21 protein-coding genes are annotated in these 21,553 nt (G+C 41.3%); 1 reads left to right on the plus strand and 20 read right to left on the minus strand.

The window, feature by feature from the left end:
- Positions 1-58: 58 nt before the first annotated feature.
- The 19 genes from upp to D1B33_RS04030 form a co-directional block, all read right to left on the minus strand.
- On the minus strand, positions 59-688 hold the full coding sequence (gene upp, locus D1B33_RS03935) for a uracil phosphoribosyltransferase (RefSeq protein ID WP_118875016.1): 630 nt from the start codon (positions 686-688) through the stop codon (positions 59-61).
- A gap of 280 nt (positions 689-968) precedes the next feature.
- A complete protein-coding gene (gene glyA, locus D1B33_RS03940; RefSeq protein ID WP_118875017.1) occupies positions 969-2,228 on the minus strand; it encodes a serine hydroxymethyltransferase in 1,260 nt (419 codons plus the stop codon).
- A gap of 97 nt (positions 2,229-2,325) precedes the next feature.
- Positions 2,326-2,871, minus strand: a complete 546-nt coding sequence (locus D1B33_RS03945) for a TIGR01440 family protein (protein WP_118875018.1) — start codon at positions 2,869-2,871, stop codon at positions 2,326-2,328.
- A gap of 8 nt (positions 2,872-2,879) precedes the next feature.
- The gene (gene rpiB, locus D1B33_RS03950; protein ID WP_118875019.1) at positions 2,880-3,317 is read right to left on the minus strand and encodes a ribose 5-phosphate isomerase B; all 438 of its coding nucleotides are present in this window, start codon (positions 3,315-3,317) and stop codon (positions 2,880-2,882) included.
- Positions 3,318-3,609: 292 nt separating this feature from the next.
- Positions 3,610-4,902: a methyl-accepting chemotaxis protein gene (locus D1B33_RS03955; RefSeq protein ID WP_118875020.1), complete on the minus strand. Its 1,293-nt coding sequence runs from the start codon at positions 4,900-4,902 to the stop codon at positions 3,610-3,612.
- Positions 4,902-5,351 carry a low molecular weight protein arginine phosphatase gene (locus D1B33_RS03960; protein WP_118875021.1) on the minus strand — a complete coding sequence of 150 codons (450 nt, stop codon included), beginning with the start codon at positions 5,349-5,351 and terminating at the stop codon, positions 4,902-4,904. The genes D1B33_RS03955 and D1B33_RS03960 overlap by 1 nt, the downstream gene beginning before the upstream one ends.
- An 18-nt stretch (positions 5,352-5,369) precedes the next feature.
- Entirely contained in the window at positions 5,370-5,882 is a 513-nt protein-coding gene (locus tag D1B33_RS03965; RefSeq protein WP_118875022.1) for a manganese efflux pump MntP, read from the minus strand.
- A gap of 138 nt (positions 5,883-6,020) precedes the next feature.
- The gene (locus D1B33_RS03970) at positions 6,021-7,055 is read right to left on the minus strand and encodes an L-threonylcarbamoyladenylate synthase (RefSeq protein WP_118875023.1); all 1,035 of its coding nucleotides are present in this window, start codon (positions 7,053-7,055) and stop codon (positions 6,021-6,023) included.
- A gap of 98 nt (positions 7,056-7,153) precedes the next feature.
- Positions 7,154-7,765, minus strand: a complete 612-nt coding sequence (locus D1B33_RS03975) for a stage II sporulation protein R (RefSeq protein ID WP_158582909.1) — start codon at positions 7,763-7,765, stop codon at positions 7,154-7,156.
- A gap of 45 nt (positions 7,766-7,810) precedes the next feature.
- Positions 7,811-8,671: a peptide chain release factor N(5)-glutamine methyltransferase gene (gene prmC / locus D1B33_RS03980; RefSeq protein ID WP_118875025.1), complete on the minus strand. Its 861-nt coding sequence runs from the start codon at positions 8,669-8,671 to the stop codon at positions 7,811-7,813.
- The gene (prfA, locus tag D1B33_RS03985; protein WP_118875026.1) at positions 8,661-9,737 is read right to left on the minus strand and encodes a peptide chain release factor 1; all 1,077 of its coding nucleotides are present in this window, start codon (positions 9,735-9,737) and stop codon (positions 8,661-8,663) included. The genes prmC and prfA overlap by 11 nt, the downstream gene beginning before the upstream one ends.
- A gap of 148 nt (positions 9,738-9,885) precedes the next feature.
- Positions 9,886-10,458 (minus strand): thymidine kinase, encoded by a 573-nt coding sequence (locus D1B33_RS03990; RefSeq protein WP_118875027.1) that lies wholly within the window; start codon positions 10,456-10,458, stop codon positions 9,886-9,888.
- Between the two features lie 425 nt (positions 10,459-10,883).
- The gene (rpmE, locus tag D1B33_RS03995; RefSeq protein WP_097071668.1) at positions 10,884-11,084 is read right to left on the minus strand and encodes a 50S ribosomal protein L31; all 201 of its coding nucleotides are present in this window, start codon (positions 11,082-11,084) and stop codon (positions 10,884-10,886) included.
- Positions 11,085-11,344: 260 nt separating this feature from the next.
- A complete protein-coding gene (rho, locus tag D1B33_RS04000) occupies positions 11,345-12,628 on the minus strand; it encodes a transcription termination factor Rho (RefSeq protein ID WP_118875028.1) in 1,284 nt (427 codons plus the stop codon).
- Positions 12,629-12,898: 270 nt separating this feature from the next.
- Positions 12,899-13,861, minus strand: a complete 963-nt coding sequence (gene glpX / locus D1B33_RS04005; protein WP_118875029.1) for a class II fructose-bisphosphatase — start codon at positions 13,859-13,861, stop codon at positions 12,899-12,901.
- 101 nt (positions 13,862-13,962) lie between these two features.
- Complete coding sequence (locus D1B33_RS04010) at positions 13,963-15,243, minus strand: UDP-N-acetylglucosamine 1-carboxyvinyltransferase (protein ID WP_118875030.1); 1,281 nt, start codon at positions 15,241-15,243, stop codon at positions 13,963-13,965.
- A gap of 403 nt (positions 15,244-15,646) precedes the next feature.
- On the minus strand, positions 15,647-16,297 hold the full coding sequence (gene fsa / locus D1B33_RS04015) for a fructose-6-phosphate aldolase (RefSeq protein WP_118875031.1): 651 nt from the start codon (positions 16,295-16,297) through the stop codon (positions 15,647-15,649).
- 244 nt (positions 16,298-16,541) lie between these two features.
- The gene (locus D1B33_RS04020; protein ID WP_118875032.1) at positions 16,542-17,396 is read right to left on the minus strand and encodes a class II fructose-bisphosphate aldolase; all 855 of its coding nucleotides are present in this window, start codon (positions 17,394-17,396) and stop codon (positions 16,542-16,544) included.
- A gap of 1,056 nt (positions 17,397-18,452) precedes the next feature.
- Complete coding sequence (locus tag D1B33_RS04030; RefSeq protein ID WP_118875034.1) at positions 18,453-18,818, minus strand: response regulator; 366 nt, start codon at positions 18,816-18,818, stop codon at positions 18,453-18,455.
- 162 nt (positions 18,819-18,980) lie between these two features.
- Here D1B33_RS04030 and D1B33_RS04035 point away from each other — a divergent pair, with 162 nt between their 5' ends.
- The gene (locus tag D1B33_RS04035) at positions 18,981-19,514 is read left to right on the plus strand and encodes a DUF2529 family protein (RefSeq protein WP_118875035.1); all 534 of its coding nucleotides are present in this window, start codon (positions 18,981-18,983) and stop codon (positions 19,512-19,514) included.
- Between the two features lie 282 nt (positions 19,515-19,796).
- Here the strand turns inward: D1B33_RS04035 and D1B33_RS04040 are convergent, their stop codons facing one another.
- Positions 19,797-21,395 carry a CTP synthase gene (locus D1B33_RS04040; RefSeq protein ID WP_118875036.1) on the minus strand — a complete coding sequence of 533 codons (1,599 nt, stop codon included), beginning with the start codon at positions 21,393-21,395 and terminating at the stop codon, positions 19,797-19,799.
- Positions 21,396-21,553: the final 158 nt, after the last annotated feature.

Below are 21,553 nucleotides of genomic sequence, written 5' to 3' on the forward strand. Positions count from 1 at the left end.
AAGGAACGCATTTTGTTAGAACGAAGTTATTTTCACTTCTGCTTTAATTTAACGATTATTACTTCGTACCGAATAAACGGTCCCCAGCATCTCCAAGACCAGGAATGATATAGCCGTGGTCGTTCAATCTTTCGTCTAGGGCAGCAATATAGATATCTACATCAGGATGTGATTGCTGAATTGCTTCGACCCCTTCCGGAGCTGCAATTAAGCACATAAATTTAATGTTTTTTGCACCACGCGTTTTCAGCGAGTTAATGGCTTCTACAGCAGAACCGCCTGTTGCCAACATAGGATCGACTACGATAAATTCGCGCTCTTCTACATCAGCCGGCAGCTTCACATAATACTCAACCGGTTTTAATGTTTCCGGATCACGATATAACCCTACATGTCCCACTTTTGCAGCAGGTATTAACTTTAAAACGCCATCAACCATTCCAATCCCTGCACGCAAAATTGGCACAATGGCTAATTTCTTGCCGGAAAGGACTTTGGTTGTTGCTTTTGTAACCGGTGTTTCAATTTCAATATCTTCTACCGGCATGTCGCGTGTAATCTCAAAAGCCATTAATGTGGCAACTTCATCCACAAGTTCGCGAAACTCTTTTGTTCCCGTATTTTTATCGCGAATGTACGTTAACTTATGTTGAATTAATGGGTGGTCAAATACATATACTTTGCTCAATTGAATCGGCTCCTAACTTTTCTGCGTTCCCCGCATTTAGTGTGTGTTCTCAACTAAAATGCAGCTACACTTTATCTAGCATAGTATAACAAAAAAAGTCAGAACATAAAACATTATGTCGAATTGCTTCATAGATTGTTGCTAAATCTTTTGGGGGATGGAGAAAGGCGGAGGTTGGTGGGAGAAGGTTGATGGATGGAAAGGGTATGATGCCCGCTCGTAACCTCCCCACACAGAAACGAAAAAGCCAGCGAGCAAAGTGCTCACTAGCCGTGTTCAATTAAATATTTGTTACCAAGTCTTCATAGATTGGGTAGCGGTCTGTCAGTGCTTTTGCACGGTCAGCTGCTTCTTGTTTCACTGCTTCGTCTTCTGGATTTTTAAGAAGTTTGGCAATGATCAATCCTACTTCTTTTAAATCTTCTTCTTTGAAGCCGCGGCTTGTAACAGCAGCCGTACCAAGACGGACTCCTGAAGTTGTGAATGGTTTTTCCTCATCATAAGGGATTGTATTTTTATTCACCGTGATGCCTACTTCATCAAGCACTTTTTCAGCTACTTTTCCTGTTAAGCCCACCGATTTTGTGTTGACTAATACGATGTGGTTATCTGTACCGCCGGAAACTAATTCTACGCCTTCAGAAAGCAACGTTTCAGCAAGCGCTTTTGCATTGGCTTTTACTTGTTTTGCGTATTCTTTGAATTCCGGTTGCAATGCCTCGCCAAATGCAACCGCTTTTGCTGCGATTACGTGCATTAATGGACCACCTTGGATTCCAGGGAATACGGATTTGTTTAATTTTGCTTCCCATTCTTTTGAAGCTAAAATTAACCCGCCGCGCGGACCACGCAATGTTTTGTGAGTCGTTGAAGTAACGAAATCTGCATAAGGCACCGGCGATTGGTGTTCACCCGCAGCAACAAGACCCGCAATATGCGCCATGTCCACCATGAAGTATGCACCAATTTCATCGGCAATTTCACGGAATTTTTTGAAGTCGATTTCACGAGGGTAAGCAGAAGCACCCGCAACGATTAATTTTGGTTTATGTTCTAAAGCTTTGGCACGCACATCTTCATAATCGATTACATTTGTATCTTTTGTTACACCATATTCGACGAAGTTGTATTGAACACCGGAGAAGTTTACAGGCGAACCATGTGTTAAGTGACCGCCATGTGAAAGATTCATACCAAGTACTGTATCGCCCGGTTCTAGAATCGTGTAATAGACCGCCATGTTAGCTTGCGCACCGGAGTGAGGCTGAACGTTGGCATATTCCGCGCCGAAAATTTGTTTTGCGCGATCGCGTGCAATATCTTCCACAACGTCTACATGTTCGCAGCCGCCATAATAACGTTTGCCAGGGTAACCTTCAGCGTATTTGTTTGTTAATACGGAACCTTGCGCTTCCATTACAGCTTCAGATACAATATTTTCTGATGCGATTAATTCGATGTTTAGTTGTTGGCGCTTTTTTTCGGCTAAAATTCCTTCAAGTACTGCTTTGTCCTGTGCTGCTAACTTTTCATAAGCCATTTTTATATCCCCCTAAAATAATTATTTATAAAAAATCCAATATATGGATCTTTACCCTCTTTGTCAAACTTCTCTGATAATTATAGAAACAAGCATGCTATTTATAAACAGCACGCTCGCCGCCAATCAATTTTGGACGGGTTCTGGCAACCGTTACAATTGCTTCCCCAATTTGGCGAATGGAAGTTCGAACTGGAATTACTACTTCTTTTAGATGCATCCCGATGATGGTTTGGCCTATATCAATGCCCGCATGAGCTCTTGCATGTTCCACCACAACCGGCCGTTCCAATTGAGTATAGGCATGGGCAGCCATTGAACCGCCTGCTTGCTTTACTGGAACAACGGATACCGGTTCTAATGAGTAAGTTAACGCTGCCTCATATTCCATTGTTATGGCACGGTTTATATGCTCGCAACCCTGGAAAGCTAGATAGATATCATGTTTTTTGGCAAATTGCGAAAACTCTTTATACAATACTTCGGCAATTTCCATTGCCCCCGAAGTGCCAATTCGTGCACCCGCAATTTCTGATGTAGAACAGCCAATGACAAAAAGCTGTTTGGGCTGAAATTCTATATGTTCTTCCAATTCATTCAACAACTGAGATAGTTGCGATTGTATTTGTTCTAATGAAGTCATTGTGCGATTCACCCTTCTAGCTCAGTGATTTTTTCGATCCGGCGTGCATGACGGCCACCTTCAAATTCAGTACCCAACCAAGTTTTTACGATTTCCGCAGCAAGACCTGGCCCTATCACACGCTCGCCCATCGCTAAAACGTTCGAGTCGTTGTGGCAACGCGTGGCTTTAGCGCTGAATACATCATGAACAAGTGCACAGCGAACTCCTTTTACCTTGTTTGCTGCGATGGACATGCCGATGCCAGTGCCGCAAATTAAGATTCCTCGATCAAATTCACCGTTGCTCACTCCATCCGCAACTGGTTTAGCAAAATCAGGATAATCGACAGAATCATCGGATTGTGGTCCGAAATCTTGATAACTGATGTTGAGTTCGTCCAATAATGACATAATTTCTTTGCGTAAGTTATTGCCACCGTGGTCTGAAGAAATTGCAATTTTCACGATGTAACCCCCTCATGTTGTTTATGAACAGTGTACCATTTTTCCGTTATATTCACACGCATTTTGTAAAGATACATATAATCGCCTCAATAAATGACGAATATTCTGCAATTATAATTGGAGAATGTTCACCATTAGATGTTATTACAACAGAATTAAAATTCTATCGTTCGTGAATAAGGGTTAATTTAGTGGTTTTTTTAACTTTGAAAGATTAGTAAATACGCAATACACCAAATGCAAAAAATCCCCATGCTTTATACACATGGGGATGATGACTTATTAAAATTGATTAGTTCGAACGGTCGAATTGCTGAATTAATTTGTATAGTTGTTCTGATTGCTGCTTTAAATCTTTTGATAGCTTTTCAACTTGTTCAATCGCATATGCTTGTTCTTCCGTAGAGCCGCGCACTTCCTGGGCGCCCGCCGAAGTTTGCTCAGCGATTGCTGCCACTTCCTGCGATTGGTGAGCTGTTGTTTCGATATTTTGCATTTGCTTTTCGACCAATTGAGAAATCGTGACGACTGCATCCGCCATTTCACGAACGCTGGAAGCCATCCCCTCTACAGTTTCCGTAGTTTCGGATACTTTTGATGATTCTTTCACTGCAAACGTTACTTGTTCATTCATTTGTTTTACAACAATATTAACGTTCTCCTGCATTGTTTGAATCAAGCTTGTAATGCCTTGTACCGCTTTCGCGCTCTCGTCCGCCAAACTTCGCACTTCTTCAGCAACCACTGCAAACCCTTTTCCATGTTCGCCCGCACGCGCCGCTTCAATGGATGCATTCAAGGCCAACAGATTGGTTTGCGCTGCAATATCCCCTACCAATCCGATAATTCGTTCGATTTGCTCGGCATTTTTTTCGAGCTGGTGAATGTTTTCGAGTGCTTTTTCATTTCCTTGTGCAATTTGTTGAATACTTGTTACGAGCCCTTGAATTGAATCTGTTGTCGTTTGCAAATTGACGATAATTTGCTTCGATTGATTGGCAGAATCAAGTGCACGCGTATTTACTTCAGACGCCAATCTGCGCACATCCTCGATTGCCTCTACCGTATCTTGAACAGCCACCGCGGAACTTTCCGCCCCTTGTGAAATTTGGCTCACTGTCGAAGCGATTCCTTCTGCTTTTCGTGAAGCTGCGGAAGTTTGCTCCGATAGATGAATGATGGCTTCGTTAGTATTTATAAAGTTTCCTTCAATGCTCTCGACCATTTGCCGAAGATTGGTTAACATTAACTGAAATGCTTCTGCCACCGAAGCAATTTCGTCTCGCGTTTTCGGAATCTCTACATCTTGGCCGATTTTCCCTTCCGCTACCCGAGTTGCCGTTTTTTCAAGCTGCAGCAACGGCTTTACCAGTAGGCCGCTGAATACTGCAGCCAAAATGCAAGACCAAGTGATGCCCAATACATATGTAATAATCTCAAAGATAATTTGGTTCTCGATTATGTCCACAAAAAACAGCGGATGCAGATAATGAATAAATACAAAACTAGTAGAATAAGTGATGAATGCCAAAATTCCGACGAATAGAACGAGCTTTTTGCGCAGACCGAACGTATTTTTCTCCATTATTGTTTGCTACCCCCAGAAATTTTTAAAAGTAATGCGTCGATTAATTGGTTTAATTCTTGATACGTCTGTTTATAAATATTGATGTCCCCGCCGAAAGGATCTGACACATCTTTTGAACTGTAGGGGATAACATACTCTTTTAAAGTAAACGTTTTGTTTTGGGCATCGGGAAAGGCATTCAAAATCATATTTTTATGCGCCAATGTCATCGTTAGGACAAGATCGGCCCAATCGATTTCTTCCGGTTTAACTGAAGAGGTATTGTGATCAAACGCAATTTGATCCTGTTCCAGTACAGCCCTTGCATTCGAGGAAATTTCCCCGCCTTCCATTGCATAAATCCCAGCTGACTTCACTTGAATTCCATCCAAATTCTTGCTTTTGAGTATCGCTTCCGCCATAGGGCTTCTGCATGTATTACCGGTACATATGAAATAAATGTTCATGTAGTCCACTCTTTCTGTTTAAGGATAATCAATGCTTTGAATAAATGTATAGATGCTGATAGCGATTAGTGCAATGCCCGCCAACCATTTCAACGGGTCGCCTTTGATCTTGAGACTGCTTTTTGCAACATACAAAGATATGTAAGATAGAACAAAAGTCCATAAACCTGCACTAACAATAAATAAATATTTCTGTAAGTTTAGCATACCAAAAGATATGCTTACTGAAAAGGTGTCTAAACTTGCAGTAAGCGCTAAAATTGCCAGTGGAATCGTGATTGTTTGACGATTTTTTGACGAAAGTATTAATTGCAAACCAATAGCAAAAAGCAAAATACTTGAAATTAAGTTGGACCATTGCAATAGGATATTAAGCATCCAAGTACCTAACGAGAAACCTATGATTGGAAAAACCATATGTAAAATAGCTGTCCATGCTGAAAGGATGAAACGTTGCTTTACATCGGGCAATAATAAATAAAGCGCTACAACATCCAATGCTACAATAAGTCCAGTCAATATCTCCTGCAAAAAATAGTCCTCTTTCCTTTATTAGTTTTTACTATCTTATGCCTCGTCCTTTTCCTTTATCATTGATTCTTATCCGTTATTGATTTATGTATAAAAAAACTTTACTTTCCAACCGGACGAAAGTAAAGTTAATCATTTTTATTCTTTATACCATTTTTCTCCGGCCGCTTTTTCGAGTCGGTTCATAATGGCTGCGCCTACCCCATCATTGTTGGTCGTTGTTGCCAAAATAATGGTTGCTGCCGTTTTATCGCATGCACGCAAATCATCATAAAGATTCGCGCTCATTTGTTCAAGGTCTCCCTCATCGCCAAACGGAAAAAAATAATCGGCCCCTATCTTTTCAAAAGAGGATGGAGCCAACAATGCGACACTATGCCCTTGTTCCTTTAAAGACGCCACAGCATGGCGAACTTTTGGAATATTGCTTTCTATTAAATAAACAGGGGCTTCGGGAGCATAATGCGTGTATTTCATTCCGGGTGCTTTTGGCGTAGATGCTTGGGAAGCTTGCGATTTTGTTGGCTGGATAACTTCCCCAGCCACTTCTTCAAGCATTTCTTTTGTTACACCGCCAGGGCGAAGGATGACCGGTGGGTTTACCGTTACATCCAGTACAGTGGATTCAATTCCGATTCCCGTCGCCCCCCCATCCAAGATCAGCGGGATTCTTCCTTGCAAATCTTCTTCAACGTGAACCGCTTTTGTAGGACTGGGTTTTCCGCTTCGATTGGCACTCGGAGCAGCAACCGGTTTTTTTAGCATTTTCAATAATGTCAAAGCTACTTCATGGTCTGGCATACGCAAGCCAACAGTCGGCAATCCGGCTGTTACACTCTCTGCAAGGCAGCCATTTTTTGCTTTCATAATAAGCGTCAATGGGCCAGGCCAAAACGCTTTCATAAGAAGCAATGCCTTTTCGGGAATTTCTTCTATATAAAGAGGCACTTCTTCCATTGTTCCAATATGTACGATTAATGGGTTATCAGACGGACGCCCTTTTGCTTCAAATATTTTCTTAACGGCTTCGTCATTCGTTGCAACGGCTCCTAACCCATAGACGGTTTCAGTTGGAAAAGCGACGACTTCTCCATTATTCAATAAATCCACAGCTTGTGTATAACTTTTTTCACAATTCGAATTATTATCCACAATGAATCGTTTCGTTTCCATCAGAACCCCTCCTTTTGCACAGTTTTTATGCGCTTATTGTTTAATTGTGGATATGTGCATGAATTTTATAATTTTTCTAAAAACTTATTCACAGCTTGTTATCCAAGCCATTTTTTAAACCATTCCCAAACAATAAACGTTACTTTTGGTTCTTCTTTTTCCTCATCTTTTGCTTTTTCCTCGTCTTGATCCTTTTTGGCCGACGCTTCACAAACATTTTGGAAAATACTGCACCACCAATTATCTCCGCGTCCTTCCCCAATCGTTAAAACCAGGGATTGGTAAGTAGATTGTGGATAAAACATTGCCGCTTGAAGTTTCGGGGGCATTAAGTTATCCCCAATGTGTATTTTCACATTTTCATTTCTATAGTATTTGTCCACATAATTTGATAGTTCGGCATACACATCATCATTCGCAAGGTTGGCACTTTCGTTCTGTTGGATTGCCGTAAAAAACGGCGTTAAGTTTTGAACCATTTCCTTTTTAAGCTGCTGATCGGCATCCGTATTACTATTTGCCACCACTCGAATTTTCAAACTATCATCTACTAAATCTGCTCTCGTTTCGTTGATTTTCTCCATAGCATCCGGTACCAAAATAATCGAACAAACAATGGCTACTGCGAAAGCCACTAATCTTAAACTACTTAAAACTGGATGAAGCTCTTGGTTTTTTTCGATAGTTGAAATCTCGTAATCATTTAACATAGTAATATCCCTCCCTGACATCATAATTGGCAGGAAGAGAATTTTTTATACATTTATTTCACAAAAAACAAAACGATTTTTTTGATTAATATCTTTTACGATTTCAATTTTTGCTTTTGGAAAACTAGATTGAAAGAAACCGGCAACCGCCTCACCCTGTGTGTACCCTATCTCCACCCCAATTAAAGCGCGGTTTTTAACGATGCCGGGCAACTGCTCGGCAAGCTTTCGATAGAGAACCAAACCATCCTCTTCCGCAAAAAGTGCTGTGTGCGGTTCATGGTCCAATACCACTTCAGACATTTGCTTTGCTTCGTCGAATGCAATATAGGGGGGATTCGATAAAATGACATCCCATTTTTCATTTTGGAGGGGTGCTGTTAAATCGCCCATTCGAAACTCAATGCTGGCGTCCAGATTTTCGGCATTTCTTTTTGCCGTTTGAATGGCATCCAAGGAAATATCAGTGGCCACTACCCGGGCTGAAGGAAACTCCTTTTTCATCGTGATCGCGATGGCTCCGCTGCCTGTTCCAATATCCGCAAGCTGAAGATCGGTACCTTTTCCAAAAAGTTTATCCATTCGATTCAGCGCCCCCAAGATCAGCTCTTCCGTTTCCGGACGGGGAATCAGGACCGATTCATCTACTTGAAATGTTCGGCCATAAAACTCTTCTGTACCCGTAATATACTGAACAGGACGCCCATTCCCGTGTTCCAGGACATAATGTTCAAATTCGGTACTCTGTTCTTCGCTTATTTTCTCGTGCATTCGCATCATCAATCCGGAGTAATTCGTTTGAAGAATATGCTGCATCAGCAACCTTGCTGCATTCTCGTCACGACCTTTTTCTACTAAAAAAGAAGAAGCCCAATTAAGGGCCTCAAAAATGGTATTATGCTTCATCGTTCAAGTGTGCAAGTTTGGAAGCTTGCTCTTCCAGCATTAACGCATCGATAATTTCATCAAGCTTCCCTTCCATGATGATATCCAATTTCTGGATTGTCAAACCGATGCGGTGGTCTGTGACACGATTTTGCGGATAGTTGTATGTGCGAATACGTTCAGAGCGATCTCCCGTACCAACGGCAGATTTACGCGTTGCGTCCACTTCTTTTTGCGCTTCTTGCATATATTTATCAGCAACACGGGCACGAAGGATTTTCAACGCTTTTTCACGGTTTTTAATTTGCGAGCGTTCATCTTGCATAGATACGACCACGCCTGTTGGAAGGTGGGTCATACGAACAGCGGACATCGTTGTATTAACCGATTGTCCCCCTGCACCACTTGAAGCAAACGTATCTACACGAATATCTTTTTCATGGATTTCCACATCTACTTCTTCTACTTCAGGAAGACATGCAACCGTAGCCGTAGATGTGTGGATACGGCCTTGCGATTCCGTTTTCGGTACACGCTGAACACGGTGTGCACCGTTTTCATATTTAAATTTTGAATAAGCGCCTTGTCCATTAATCATGAAGATGACTTCTTTATAGCCGCCCATTTCGTTTGGCGTAGCTTCCATAATGTCAATCTTCCACCCTTGTGTCTCTGCATAACGGGAATACATACGGAAAAGATCACCCGCGAAAATATTGGCTTCGTCCCCGCCTGCAGCGCCGCGAATCTCCATAATTACGTTTTTATCGTCGTTCGGGTCTTTTGGAATCAAGAGAATTCTTAAGCGTTCTTCCAATTCAGGAATACGGCCGTTTAATTCGTTAAACTCTTCTTTTACCATTTCATGCATATCCGGGTCTTTTTCATTTTCCAGCATTTCTTTTGTATCGGCCAATTGTTGTTTGACGTCTTTATATTCACGATACACTTCAACCATCTCTTGAATATCGGATTGTTCTTTGGAATAATCGCGAAGTTTTTTGCTGTCGCTAACGATATCCGGATCGCTAAGCAATTCATTTAATCTTTCGTAACGGTCTTCAACCGCTTGTAATCGATCGAACATAGGTTCACCTCAAAAGTTTAATAATATCATTATTCATTCTCTACCCAGTTGGCAGAGTTTTGTACTAAGCATCACTGTATTTAAAGAAAATTCCACTATTAGTATAAAGAAATTATGTGTTTGCCGCCACTGGTACATTGTTCAAAACTTAAAGCGGCGGATTGCTGTGGCATTTTCGGCATACCGGATAATAATCATCATTGCCGCCGATTTGAATTTGCTCCCCCGTGTAGACGGGCTTTTTGTTTTCATCCACGCGTAGATTCATCGTCGCCTTTTTATGACAGAACCAGCAAATGGTTTTCATTTCTTCGATTTTGTCTGCGTAAATGAGCATATAGCGGCTGCCTTCAAAAAGTTCGTTTTGGAAATCATTCTTTAATCCGAAGCCCATAACAGGGATATTTAAACGATCGACAATTTTCGCTAATTGCAGAACATGCTCTTTTGTTAAAAATTGCACTTCATCAACTAAAATACAATACAATTTCTGTGGATAGTTTTGGACATATTCAAAAAGATCCGTGTCATCAAACACAGGGATTGCTTTTCGACGCAGCCCAATCCGGCTTGACACATATCCAACTTCGTCACGTGTATCAATTCCGGAAGTAAAAATCAATACCGGTTTATCTTGCTCTTCATAGTTATGTGCAACTTTTATAATCTCAATAGATTTTCCGCTGTTCATTGCTCCGTGTTTAAAAAATAATTGCGCCATTCCAACAAACCTCTTTCTAAGTTGTTCTTTCATTTCCACATGAAAAAGCCTTGAGGATTCCCAAGGCACCACATTTTGCACTATCCTTAAATTATAGTATAACGCATAAGCATCAGCTTCTACAATTATTCCCCGAAAGTCAGATAATTTTTTATTTTATACAGAAAAGCGCAGGCGGCTCGCCAGCTCCGACAGAAACTGGAGACTTCCGACAAGCATGCCTTGCATGCGTAGGAGGAAGTCGAAGTTTCCGAGGAGCTAGCCGCTGGAGCTGGACATCAGGAAAAGCGGAGAACGCTCGTTCAGTTCCTCCAGTTGTCGAGAAGCTAGCCGCCGGAGCAGGACAATAGAAGAGTCGGCCCGCCCTTCCTCTAAAAGAAAAAAATGCCTGCAAGTCTTGGCTTGGCAGGCATTTGTGTACATTCTTATTTAAGACCGTATTTTTTGTTGAAACGATCCACACGTCCGTCAGCAGACGCGAATTTTTGACGGCCAGTATAGAATGGGTGGCATTCGTTGCAGAACTCTACAGTAATTTTTTCTTTTACTGATCCTGTTTCGAATGTGTTACCGCATGAGCAAGTTACTGTTGCCGTTTTGTAATCTGGATGAATTCCTTGTTTCATATTCGTTTCTCCTCTCGCCCTGAACCATCTGGAACAGAGTTGTTATTCGATCAAGTGCCTTACATAACCCGAATATGCCAGTTACATATGCACTGTTTCATACTTAAAGAAGTATAGCAAGAATTAATATTATTTGCAACAACTAATCGCTAAGTTGGTGCAATCAAATTTTACTTCACTCTGCCTTCATCCCCATGAAACCATACGCGACTGCCGCTTTCACTTTCGTCGCAGCCAAAAGAATGCAACTTGAGATTAAATTAAATCAAGCCTTTTCCCTTTGTCGCTTTTTTCATGTCGCTATTGAGCTTTTCGAAGAACTCTTCGTTGGTTTTGGAAGCGCGCAGCTTTCTCAGGAAGCGCTCTGCAAAATCGGGAGCATCGGAAAATGTTTTGCGAATGGCCCATAGTTTTTCCAACTGATCTGAAGGAATGAGCAATTCTTCTTTACGCGTACCGGAACGGCGAATATCAAGAGCTGGGAAGATACGGCGTTCTGCAAGGTGTCGATCCAAATGAAGCTCCAAGTTCCCTGTTCCTTTAAATTCTTCATAGATGACTTCGTCCATACGAGACCCTGTATCGACTAAAGCGGTTGCCAAAATTGTTAGGCTTCCGCCTTCTTCAATATTTCGCGCAGAACCGAAGAAGCGTTTTGGACGGTGGAAGGCAGCCGGGTCAATACCGCCGGATAATGTTCGTCCACTTGGCGGAATGACTAAGTTATAGGCACGCGCCAAACGTGTAATGGAGTCCATCAAAATAATAACGTCCCGTTTATGTTCCACTAAACGACGAGCACGTTCCAGTACAAGCTCCGCCACTTTCACGTGATTTTCCGGTACTTCATCAAAGGTAGAACTTACCACATCGGCTTTGACGGAACGTTCGATATCCGTTACTTCCTCAGGGCGTTCATCAATCAATAATACAATTAACTCAGCTTCGGGATAGTTTGTTGTGATGGCATTCGCAATTTCTTTTAAAAGGGAAGTTTTCCCGGCTTTAGGCGGCGCCACAATTAAACCACGTTGGCCAAATCCAACTGGAGCGATCAAATCCATGATGCGGGTAGACAGTTTATTGGGTTCAGTTTCCAACTTTATTTGTCGATCTGGATAAAGCGGTGTTAATGCTGGGAAGTGAACTCGTTCTTTCGCGACTTCCGGGTCTTCGCCATTGACTGCATCTACTTGCAGCAAGCCAAAATAGCGTTCGTTTTCTTTTGGAGGGCGTACTTTTCCTGAAACCTTGTCCCCATTTCGAAGATCAAAACGGCGAATTTGAGACGCGGATATATAAATATCTTCCTTGGAAGGAGAGTAGTTAATCGGACGCAAGAAACCAAAACCTTCTTGGTTAACGATTTCAAGTACACCTTCCATAAAGAAGTACCCTTCCTGTTCCGAACGGGATTTTAAAATAGCGAAGATTAATTCTTTTTTTGTCAACTTACTATAATATGAAATCTTATAATCACGTGCGAGAGCATATAACTCTTTTAACGTCATATTCTCTAATTGAGCGATTGTAAATGCAGACATAGCATATCTCCAGTCTTAAAAAATAATATTTTCTCCCTTTATACTATTTGAAAAAACAAATTTTGTATATAAAAGGTTTAGAAAATAAACGATTTTAGTGTTGCTAAAATCGTTTTTATATGCAATTTAATAATGTCATTGTAGGGTAATTTAATACGGTAAATGCAGGAAGATGCCTGATTTGAGTATGGTGGAGATTTAATATGGGATAAGATGTGTGGTTATCCATTTGAAATCCTTCGTTTTTTCAGGCATCTATTAAGATTGAAGTTATTTTACATATCTTGGTTTTTTCTCGATGTTATGACGGCCTTCAACAAAACGTACAGTTCCTGTTTTCGCACGCATAACTAGAGAATTGGTTAAACAGTATGCACCTTTATATTGAACACCTTTTAAAAGCTCGCTATCTGTAACAGCTGTAGCCGCAAAAATGGCATCATCGCCTTTTACCAAATCTTCCATGTATAACACACGATTCACATCGATGCCCATTTTTTTGCATCGATCGGCTTGCTCTTCGTCTTCCGGAATTAATCGTGCCTGGAAATCGCCGCCTAAGCATTTTAATGCAACAGCAGAAATGACTCCCTCTGGAGCACCCCCGGAACCGAACATAATGTCGATACCTGTTTCATCGAAAGCCGTGTTGATGGCTGCACTGACATCTCCATCCTGGATAAATTTAATGCGAGCACCAGCAGCGCGGATTTCATCGACAATTTTTTGGTGGCGCGGGCGGTCTAACAGGACTGCTACCACATCGGAAATTTCTTTGTTTTTTGCTTTTGCAACCGCGTGCAAGTTCTCGGTAACGGATGCGGTAATGTCTACTTTACCCGCCGCTTCCGGACCAACCGCCAGTTTATCCATATACATATCCGGAGCATTTAATAGATTCCCGCGATCTGCAATGGCCAATACTGTCATCGCCCCATTTGTCCCTTTTGCAACGATGTTTGTACCTTCAAGAGGGTCAACGGCAATGTCTACATGAGGACCGCCGTTTCGGAGGCCCAGCTCTTCGCCGATATACAGCATTGGGGCTTCATCCATTTCACCTTCCCCAATGACAACTTTTCCGTGCATCGGGATTGTATCGAATAAGGCGCGCATGGCAGTTGTCGCTGCATCATCCGCTTCATCTTTCAGGCCGCGCCCCATCCATTTTGCCGAAGCGATTGCTGCTGCTTCTGTTACGCGTACTACTTCCATCGTTAAACTACGTTCCATTCTTCAATTGCCTCCCGCTCTATCACTAAAACACTAAAGTTTTTTTGTTCAATTTATTGTAACATATTCTGCTAGCATTTTTTGGTTTAATTCTGGATCGATTATTTGGCTTTTTTTATTGCACTATCGGAGACTGTTTCACGGCGAATGTCTGCACCCAGCGCACAAAGTTTCTCTATTAGCGAACTGTATCCGCGCTCTATATGGTAAATTTCCTGGATTTCAGTCTCGCCTTCAGCTACTAATCCCGCTAATACCAACGCGGCACCTGCCCGCAAATCCGTAGCCGTTACCTTGGAACCATGCAGCTTTGCGGGTCCTTGAATAATGGCGGAATTGCCTTCTACCCGCACGTTTGCATTCATGCGGCGCAGTTCATCAATATGCTTGAAACGAGCGGAATAAATGGTTTCAGTTACCTTCGATGCACCCGATGCTTGTGTCATCAATACAGAGAGAGGTTGTTGAACATCCGTAGGAAAACCAGGGTATACGAGGGTTTTTACATCTACTGCTTGAAGAATGTCCGTTCTTGGAATGAACATGCTCTCTTCCCCTTCTTCCACTTTTACCCCCATTTCACGCAATTTTGCTGTAATGGCTTCAAGGTGGAAAGGAATAATATTATCCACGGTTACACCATCGCCAATTGCCGCAGCCATAATCATGAAGGTTGCCGCTTCAATACGATCCGGTATAATTGTATGTTTTGTGCCGTAGAGCTCTTCAACGCCATCTATACGGATGACACTCGTACCGGCACCTTTAATATTTGCTCCCATATTGGTTAGCAATGTCGCCACATCAATAATCTCAGGTTCTTTGGCTGCATTTTCAATAACAGTTCTGCCTTTTGCCCTTACTGCTGCCAGCATAATATTGATGGTAGCCCCAACACTCGCAACATCCAGATAAATTTTGGCGCCAATCAACTCATCTGCCCGAAGGTAAATCGCGCCATGTTCATTTGTCACTTTTGCGCCAAGCGCCTCAAAGCCCTTGATATGCTGGTCAATTGGACGAGGGCCCAAAAAGCATCCGCCAGGCAGTCCAATAACCGCTTTTTTAAATCGTCCCAACATCGCGCCCATCAAATAATAAGACGCCCGGAGTTTCTTTACATTTCCGTTAGGCAACGGAATCGCTTGCATTTGGGACGGGTCGATGATCATCTGTCCATCTTTAAACGCAACTTCTCCCCCAATTTCCTCCAGCAAGGCTTTTAGCGTCCAAGCATCGGAAATTTCCGGAATACCGCCAATGGTTACTGATGAGTTCGCTAAGATGGAAGCCGGGATTAATGCAACCGCACTATTTTTTGCTCCGCTGACTTTTACTGTACCTTTTAGACGATGTCCGCCTCTGATTTTATAAACATCCATATCCGTTCTCCCTTATGATTGGAAAGTTTCACTAACTCTGGTCCAACGCATTATGTGATCGTTCACTTTCATCAACCGTTTTTGCGTAAAGTTACGCAAGGAATTCAATAAGGAAAAGAAGTAGCATATTTCCATGGGAAACTTTCCGCCAAACGGCTGGAAACACTGTTCCAACCGCGGTTCCTTGGCAAAAAGTTTCAGTTTATTGCACTTTGACAGTTTATTTAAAACTTAAGCATGCAATGAATGAAAGTATGATTAATTTTGTATTACTGCTTATTATTTACCTTTTTCACAATTTAAAGCCAATGAAGTAAATATTTTTTTCTTTTCCTTATATCATATTTCACTTTTCGATTTATGTTGATTATTCGGACTTGACCATCCGCTTTTGCTTTTTCAATTATTTGCTTTTGCGGTTTTCCCAGTCTTTCAAGAATCCTTCAATTCCTTTATCTGTTAAAGGATGGTGGAATAATTGCTTCAATACTTTAAATGGCGTTGTTGCAATATCCGCTCCCGCAAGTGCTGCATCCGTGATATGTTGCGGATGGCGAATCGAAGCAGCAATAATTTCCGTTTCAATTCCGTGAATCGCAAACAAGTCGGAAATTGTGGCAATTAATTCAACACCATTATGGCCGATATCATCTAGACGGCCAAGGAATGGCGATACATATGTTGCGCCTGCACGAGCTGCCATTAACGCTTGGTTGGCACTGAAAATCAACGTAACATTTGTTTTGATGCCTTTTTCCGAGAAGAATTTACAAGCTTTCAAGCCTTCCGGTGTCATCGGTAATTTCACCGTAATGTTTGGGGCAATTGCCGCCAATTCCAATCCTTCTTTAATCATCCCTTCAGCTTCCAGTGAAATTACTTCACCGCTCACCGAACCAGGTACTAACTCGGCAATTTCACGCAAGCGATCATGGAAAGAAACGTTCTCCTCTTTCGCTACCAATGATGGGTTTGTCGTCACGCCGGATAAAATTCCCCAAGCATGCGCTTCTTTAATCTCTTCAAAGTTTGCTGTATCGATAAAAAATTTCATTAGTATTCCTCCGCCATTCATATTTAGTCTCTCTTAAAAAACGAAGAGAAGGCCGATTGAAAACAACCAGACACTTCTCTGCAAATCATTATTATCTACATGTTAACTGGAGCTAGTGGCCTCCAGATTTATCTTTGTAAAAGATGATAGATAGAAAAGCAGTTATCCTATTGGTTACTTCATCGTAAACCTATTGCTATGTGATTGAAATTATGCTGCTTCCTTATTTATATTACTCGCGACATTAAGCTTTTTGGGAACTGCCAAATACGCGCATTTTCCCAATAACCGTTTCTTTGATAGCGTCACGTGCCGGGCCTAAGTATTTACGTGGATCATAAACTGTTTTGTTTGTGTCCAGGATTTCGCGAATTACTTTTGTAGAGGCAATTTGGTTTTCAGTGTTTACGTTAATTTTAGCTGTACCTAAAGAAATGGCACGTTTAATTTGTTCATCAGGAATACCCGTTCCGCCATGCAGAACTAAAGGCATATTTGTTTCTTCCCCGATTTGTTTCATTTCATCGAAGCCCAGTTTTGGTTCGCCTTTATACGGTCCATGCACTGATCCCAAAGCAGGTGCTAAGCAATCGATGCTTGTTGCATCCACAAGCGCTTTACATTCTGATGGGTCGGCATAAATAATACCGCCAGTGACACCATCTTCGTCCCCGCCAACAGAACCTAACTCCGCTTCAACAGAAACGCCTTTTGCATGCGCATATTCAACTACTTCAGACGTAATTTTAATATTTTCGTCAACTGGATGATGAGAAGCATCAATCATAACCGATGTAAACCCTGCATCAACCGCTTCCTTACATTTTTCAAAACTTGAACCATGGTCCAAATGAATCGCTACAGGTACCGTAATTTTATAGCTTTCCATTAACCCTTTAACCATATGAACTACAGCAATAAATCCGCCCATATATTTTCCAGCACCTTCAGAAACGCCAAGGATAACCGGTGATTTCTCTTCTTCAGCAGCAAGTAAAATCGCTTGAGTGAATTCCAGGTTATTAATGTTGAATTGCCCTACAGCATAACCCTCGTTTTTCGCTTTATTTAACATTTCTTTCATTGATACTAATGGCATTAGAAAATCCTCCTTGGACGATAATAGACAAGATAATTATTCCAGATTAATCATAGCAAAAAGCACGACGGCTCTCAAGTGAGAGCCGTCGTGCTTTTCTGCGCCGAAAGTGCAACGACAGGCGCAAAACTCCTTTGCATGGAGAACAAAAGCTTATTGAAAAGCTTCAAATTTAAGAAAGTTTATCCCACCGGCTCTCAAGTAAGAGCCGTCGTGCTTTTCTGCGCCGAAAGTGCAACGACAGGCGCAAAACTCCTTCTCATGGAGAACAAAAGCTTTTTGAAAAGATTCAAATTTAAGAAAGTTTATACCACCGGTTCTCAAGTAAGAGCCGTCGTGCTTTTAGCGCCGAAAGTGCAACGGCAGGCGCAATTCCCTATTACCAGGAGTACCAAACCTTTTTGAGAAGCTTCAAAATTCAGAAGATTCAACCAGCCCTCAAGTGCAAGCCATCGTGCTTCTCTGCTACGAAAGTGCAACGACAAGCGCAAAACTCTTTTTCATGAAGAACAAAATCTTTTTGAAAAGTTTCAAAGTTTCAAAATTAAAATATTCTTCAACTACCGGCTCTCAAGAGAGCCGCCACCCCTCCCGCCTCAAAACTACAACAACAAATACAAACTCTTCTTCTCGAAGTAATATAAACCCTTTCGAAAAGCTTCAAAATCAGAAAGTCTTTCAAATGCCGTTCTAAAGACCCGCCACCCTTTCTGAAAGTGCTACGATGGCATAAACTCTTTTTCTTGAAGTACTATAAATCTTTTCGAAAAGCTTTAAATCAAAAATTACCGGCTCTACAGAAAGCCGTCATACTTCTCAGTGCCCTAAAATTTAATTTTTAGAAGCACCAATATTTATTTATATTTAATTGAAATGCCTTAAACTTCCGAAAGGCATTCTACTTACCTATTCCGTTTCTAAAAAAAGGAACTTGTTTTCTGCGCCAAACCTCTGTCAGACGCATAAAACTCATAAAATTTCTCTTTAAATTAAAATAAATTCAAGGAGTCATTCCAGTTACACCAAACTAATTTTCCTACACAATAAAATGACCAATTACTCCTGCTCTTTCAATAAAACATTAACCTCATCCCGGATTTCGAAAATATTAAAAGGCTTTCTAAAATATTTCGTCATCCCCAACCGTCTGGCTTCTTCGATTAATTCTTCCTCTTCAAAAGCAGTCATCATAAATACAGGGATTTTCACATTTCTTTCACCAACGCTTTTCAATATTTCCAAGCCATTCATTCCGGGGATTTTCATATCCAGCATCATGCAATCCACCTTATGGCAATCAATAATTTTAAGCGCTTCCAATCCGTTTGCTGCTTGATAAACGTTGTATCCTTCTTTAGTGAATACTTCGTTTAACAATAGGCGTATTCCCTTTTGGTCATCCACAATCAGAATATTTTTCACAGCAAACTCCCCTTAACGTGATATATTTAATTTCCCTTCCAATCATACACCAATTAAGTTTAATTTCGCGATTCTTGTCATAAATCCCTTTAATTCCTCACAAAAACTTCATAATTTCCTTTTTAACAGATAAAAATTTATAATACAGGATGAGGTGAACTTATGTCTAAAATACTTTCTACTCAAATGAGTGGATTATTTCAAAGAATTATTCAAAGTGAAGAAGAAGCGATAGAAGAAACTTCTCGTTTACTTGCTCAAGCCAGCGTGGGTCAAGGAAAAGTCTATTTTGCATGCTTCGGGGAATTGCAGCCAATTGAATTTAACGCTTTAAATGGTGCGGAACCGTTTAAAAACCTTCATCCCTGGTCTGCTGATATTGAGCTAAGCGACTCTGATCGCGTTTGCATTTTCACACCAAGCTCCAACAATTCGGAAGCAGTGGATCTGGCAAAAAAATTATACGATGAATTTATCCCTTTCGCTGCGGTGGCAACTGAACCGCCATCCGATGAAAATAAGTTGAGTGAATTAGCTTACACGTATATTTCCATGAAAATCCGGGGCGGCATTTTACCTCACCCAACAAACTTGGGCGAACGTGTTGTCATCCCTTATCTAATGGCTGCTTTATTCATCTATGAAGCAATAAAACTCAATTATGAGGAAATGTTATTCGATGATATAGATTTATAATGATTCAAATCCAAGCCCACTTTTCTCCGTTTGAAAAGTGGGTTTTATTTACTAACTCTATAGCTAAGCTAATCTTTTTCATAAACTGTTTGTTTTGGGACAACTCTCCACAAAGCTCCTCTATTCTTGTCCCATAAACATTAGATATGAGACAAAATTCTATTATCTATCCAATTCGTGTCCCATAAACTTTTCTATTTAACCGATTTCCTAAATAAAAAAAGAGCCGGATCCAAAAAGTCGAGTAACTTACGACCTATGGAACCAGCCTATTTTAAGAAATTAACGATTATTAAACGACGCGCCAACGAACTCACGGAATAATGGTTGTGGACGCTGCGGGCGTGAGATGAATTCTGGGTGGAATTGACATGCCACAAAGAATTTTTTCTCCGGCAATTCAATGATTTCCACTAATCGGTTATCAGGGCTTGTCCCTGAGAATACAAGACCTTCCGCTTCCATCGCTTCACGGAATTCGTTATTGAATTCGTAGCGGTGACGGTGGCGCTCATAAACCAATTCATCGTTATACGCTTGTGCCGCACGAGAACCTTCCACCAATTTACATGGATATAAACCTAAACGCAATGTACCGCCAAGATCAACGTCGTCGCTTTGGTCCGGCAGGAAGTCGATAATTGGATATGGCGTTTCTTTATCAAGCTCTGATGAATGCGCCCCTTCCAGTCCTAAAACATTACGTGCAAATTCAACTGTTGCCAGTTGCATACCCAGGCAAATACCAAGGAAAGGAACATCATTTTCACGTGCATATTTAATGGCAGAGATTTTCCCTTCAATTCCGCGATCGCCGAAGCCGCCTGGCACTAAAATTCCATCTGCCTCTTTTAACAGTTCATTTACATTTTCTTCGTTGACATCTTCAGCGTTAATCCAATCCACTTCAATATCCGAATCATACACATAACCAGCATGTTTTAATGCTTCTACTACCGAAATGTACGCATCTTGCAGTTCAACGTATTTTCCGACAAGAGCAATACGCGTTTTGCTTGAAAGATTTTTCACTTTTGTTACGAATTCTCTCCAATCTTCCATGTCCGCCTCTGGTGCGTCAATGCCGAAATGTTCAAGAACGATATCATCAAAATCTTGTGCATGCAAGTTTAATGGGATATCATACAAGCTTTCTGCATCACGCGACTCGATGATATCACGCGCATTCACGTCACAGAATAGAGCTAATTTATCTTTCATTTCGTCGGACACCGGTTGTTCCGTGCGAACGACAATAATATTTGGCTGAATTCCCAGTGAACGCAATTCTTTCACGGAGTGCTGCGTTGGTTTTGTTTTCAACTCACCTGCAGCAGCAATGTACGGAATTAACGTACAGTGAACATACATTACATTGTGGTGGCCAAGGTCTGATTTCATTTGGCGAATGGCTTCAAGGAACGGTAATGATTCAATGTCCCCTACTGTTCCGCCAACTTCCGTAATCACGATGTCGGCATTTGTTTCACGTCCAGCACGTTGAATACGATCTTTTATTTCATTTGTAACATGAGGAATAACTTGAACTGTTTTGCCGTTATAGTCGCCGCGGCGTTCTTTTTTCAATACGGATTGATAAACACGGCCGGAAGTTACCGTAGAGTGTTTCCCTAAGTTAATGTCAATGAAACGCTCATAGTGTCCCAAGTCCAGGTCGGCTTCTGCACCATCATCTGTTACGAATACTTCACCATGTTGATATGGACTCATCGTACCTGGGTCAATATTTAAATAAGGGTCGAATTTTTGGATCGTTACTTGCAATCCACGATTTTTTAATAGTCGTCCCAATGATGATGCCACGATTCCTTTACCCAGCGAGGAAACAACCCCACCTGTTACAAATATATATTTTGTCATTTGCAAATTCCTCCTCATTTCTACCACTTCTATAATCAATTAGAAAAGCTTGAGAACTCTATTCAGTATTTACCCAATCATTCATTTCCATTTTCAAAAATTCAAAACGAAACTTTAACTTTCTACGATTGATGTATTAATTAACGCACTAAGAGTTT

The organism is Ureibacillus yapensis, from assembly GCF_003515775.1.
Lineage (GTDB): Bacteria > Bacillota > Bacilli > Bacillales_A > Planococcaceae > Ureibacillus > Ureibacillus yapensis.

Coding starts and splice junctions, on each gene's coding strand:
- glyA (WP_118875017.1), bottom strand. CDS start 2,228: ATGGCTTATGAAAAGTTAGCAGCACAGGACAAAGCAGTACTTGAAGGA.
- D1B33_RS03945 (WP_118875018.1), bottom strand. CDS start 2,871: ATGACTTCATTAGAACAAATACAATCGCAACTATCTCAGTTGTTGAAT.
- D1B33_RS03955 (WP_118875020.1), bottom strand. CDS start 4,902: ATGGAGAAAAATACGTTCGGTCTGCGCAAAAAGCTCGTTCTATTCGTC.
- D1B33_RS03960 (WP_118875021.1), bottom strand. CDS start 5,351: ATGAACATTTATTTCATATGTACCGGTAATACATGCAGAAGCCCTATG.
- D1B33_RS03970 (WP_118875023.1), bottom strand. CDS start 7,055: ATGGAAACGAAACGATTCATTGTGGATAATAATTCGAATTGTGAAAAA.
- D1B33_RS03975 (WP_158582909.1), bottom strand. CDS start 7,765: ATGTTAAATGATTACGAGATTTCAACTATCGAAAAAAACCAAGAGCTT.
- prmC (WP_118875025.1), bottom strand. CDS start 8,671: ATGAAGCATAATACCATTTTTGAGGCCCTTAATTGGGCTTCTTCTTTT.
- prfA (WP_118875026.1), bottom strand. CDS start 9,737: ATGTTCGATCGATTACAAGCGGTTGAAGACCGTTACGAAAGATTAAAT.
- D1B33_RS03990 (WP_118875027.1), bottom strand. CDS start 10,458: ATGGCGCAATTATTTTTTAAACACGGAGCAATGAACAGCGGAAAATCT.
- rpmE (WP_097071668.1), bottom strand. CDS start 11,084: ATGAAACAAGGAATTCATCCAGATTACAAAACGGCAACAGTAACTTGC.
- rho (WP_118875028.1), bottom strand. CDS start 12,628: ATGTCTGCATTTACAATCGCTCAATTAGAGAATATGACGTTAAAAGAG.
- glpX (WP_118875029.1), bottom strand. CDS start 13,861: ATGGAACGTAGTTTAACGATGGAAGTAGTACGCGTAACAGAAGCAGCA.
- D1B33_RS04010 (WP_118875030.1), bottom strand. CDS start 15,243: ATGGATGTTTATAAAATCAGAGGCGGACATCGTCTAAAAGGTACAGTA.
- fsa (WP_118875031.1), bottom strand. CDS start 16,297: ATGAAATTTTTTATCGATACAGCAAACTTTGAAGAGATTAAAGAAGCG.
- D1B33_RS04020 (WP_118875032.1), bottom strand. CDS start 17,396: ATGCCATTAGTATCAATGAAAGAAATGTTAAATAAAGCGAAAAACGAG.
- D1B33_RS04035 (WP_118875035.1), top strand. CDS start 18,981: ATGTCTAAAATACTTTCTACTCAAATGAGTGGATTATTTCAAAGAATT.
- D1B33_RS04040 (WP_118875036.1), bottom strand. CDS start 21,395: ATGACAAAATATATATTTGTAACAGGTGGGGTTGTTTCCTCGCTGGGT.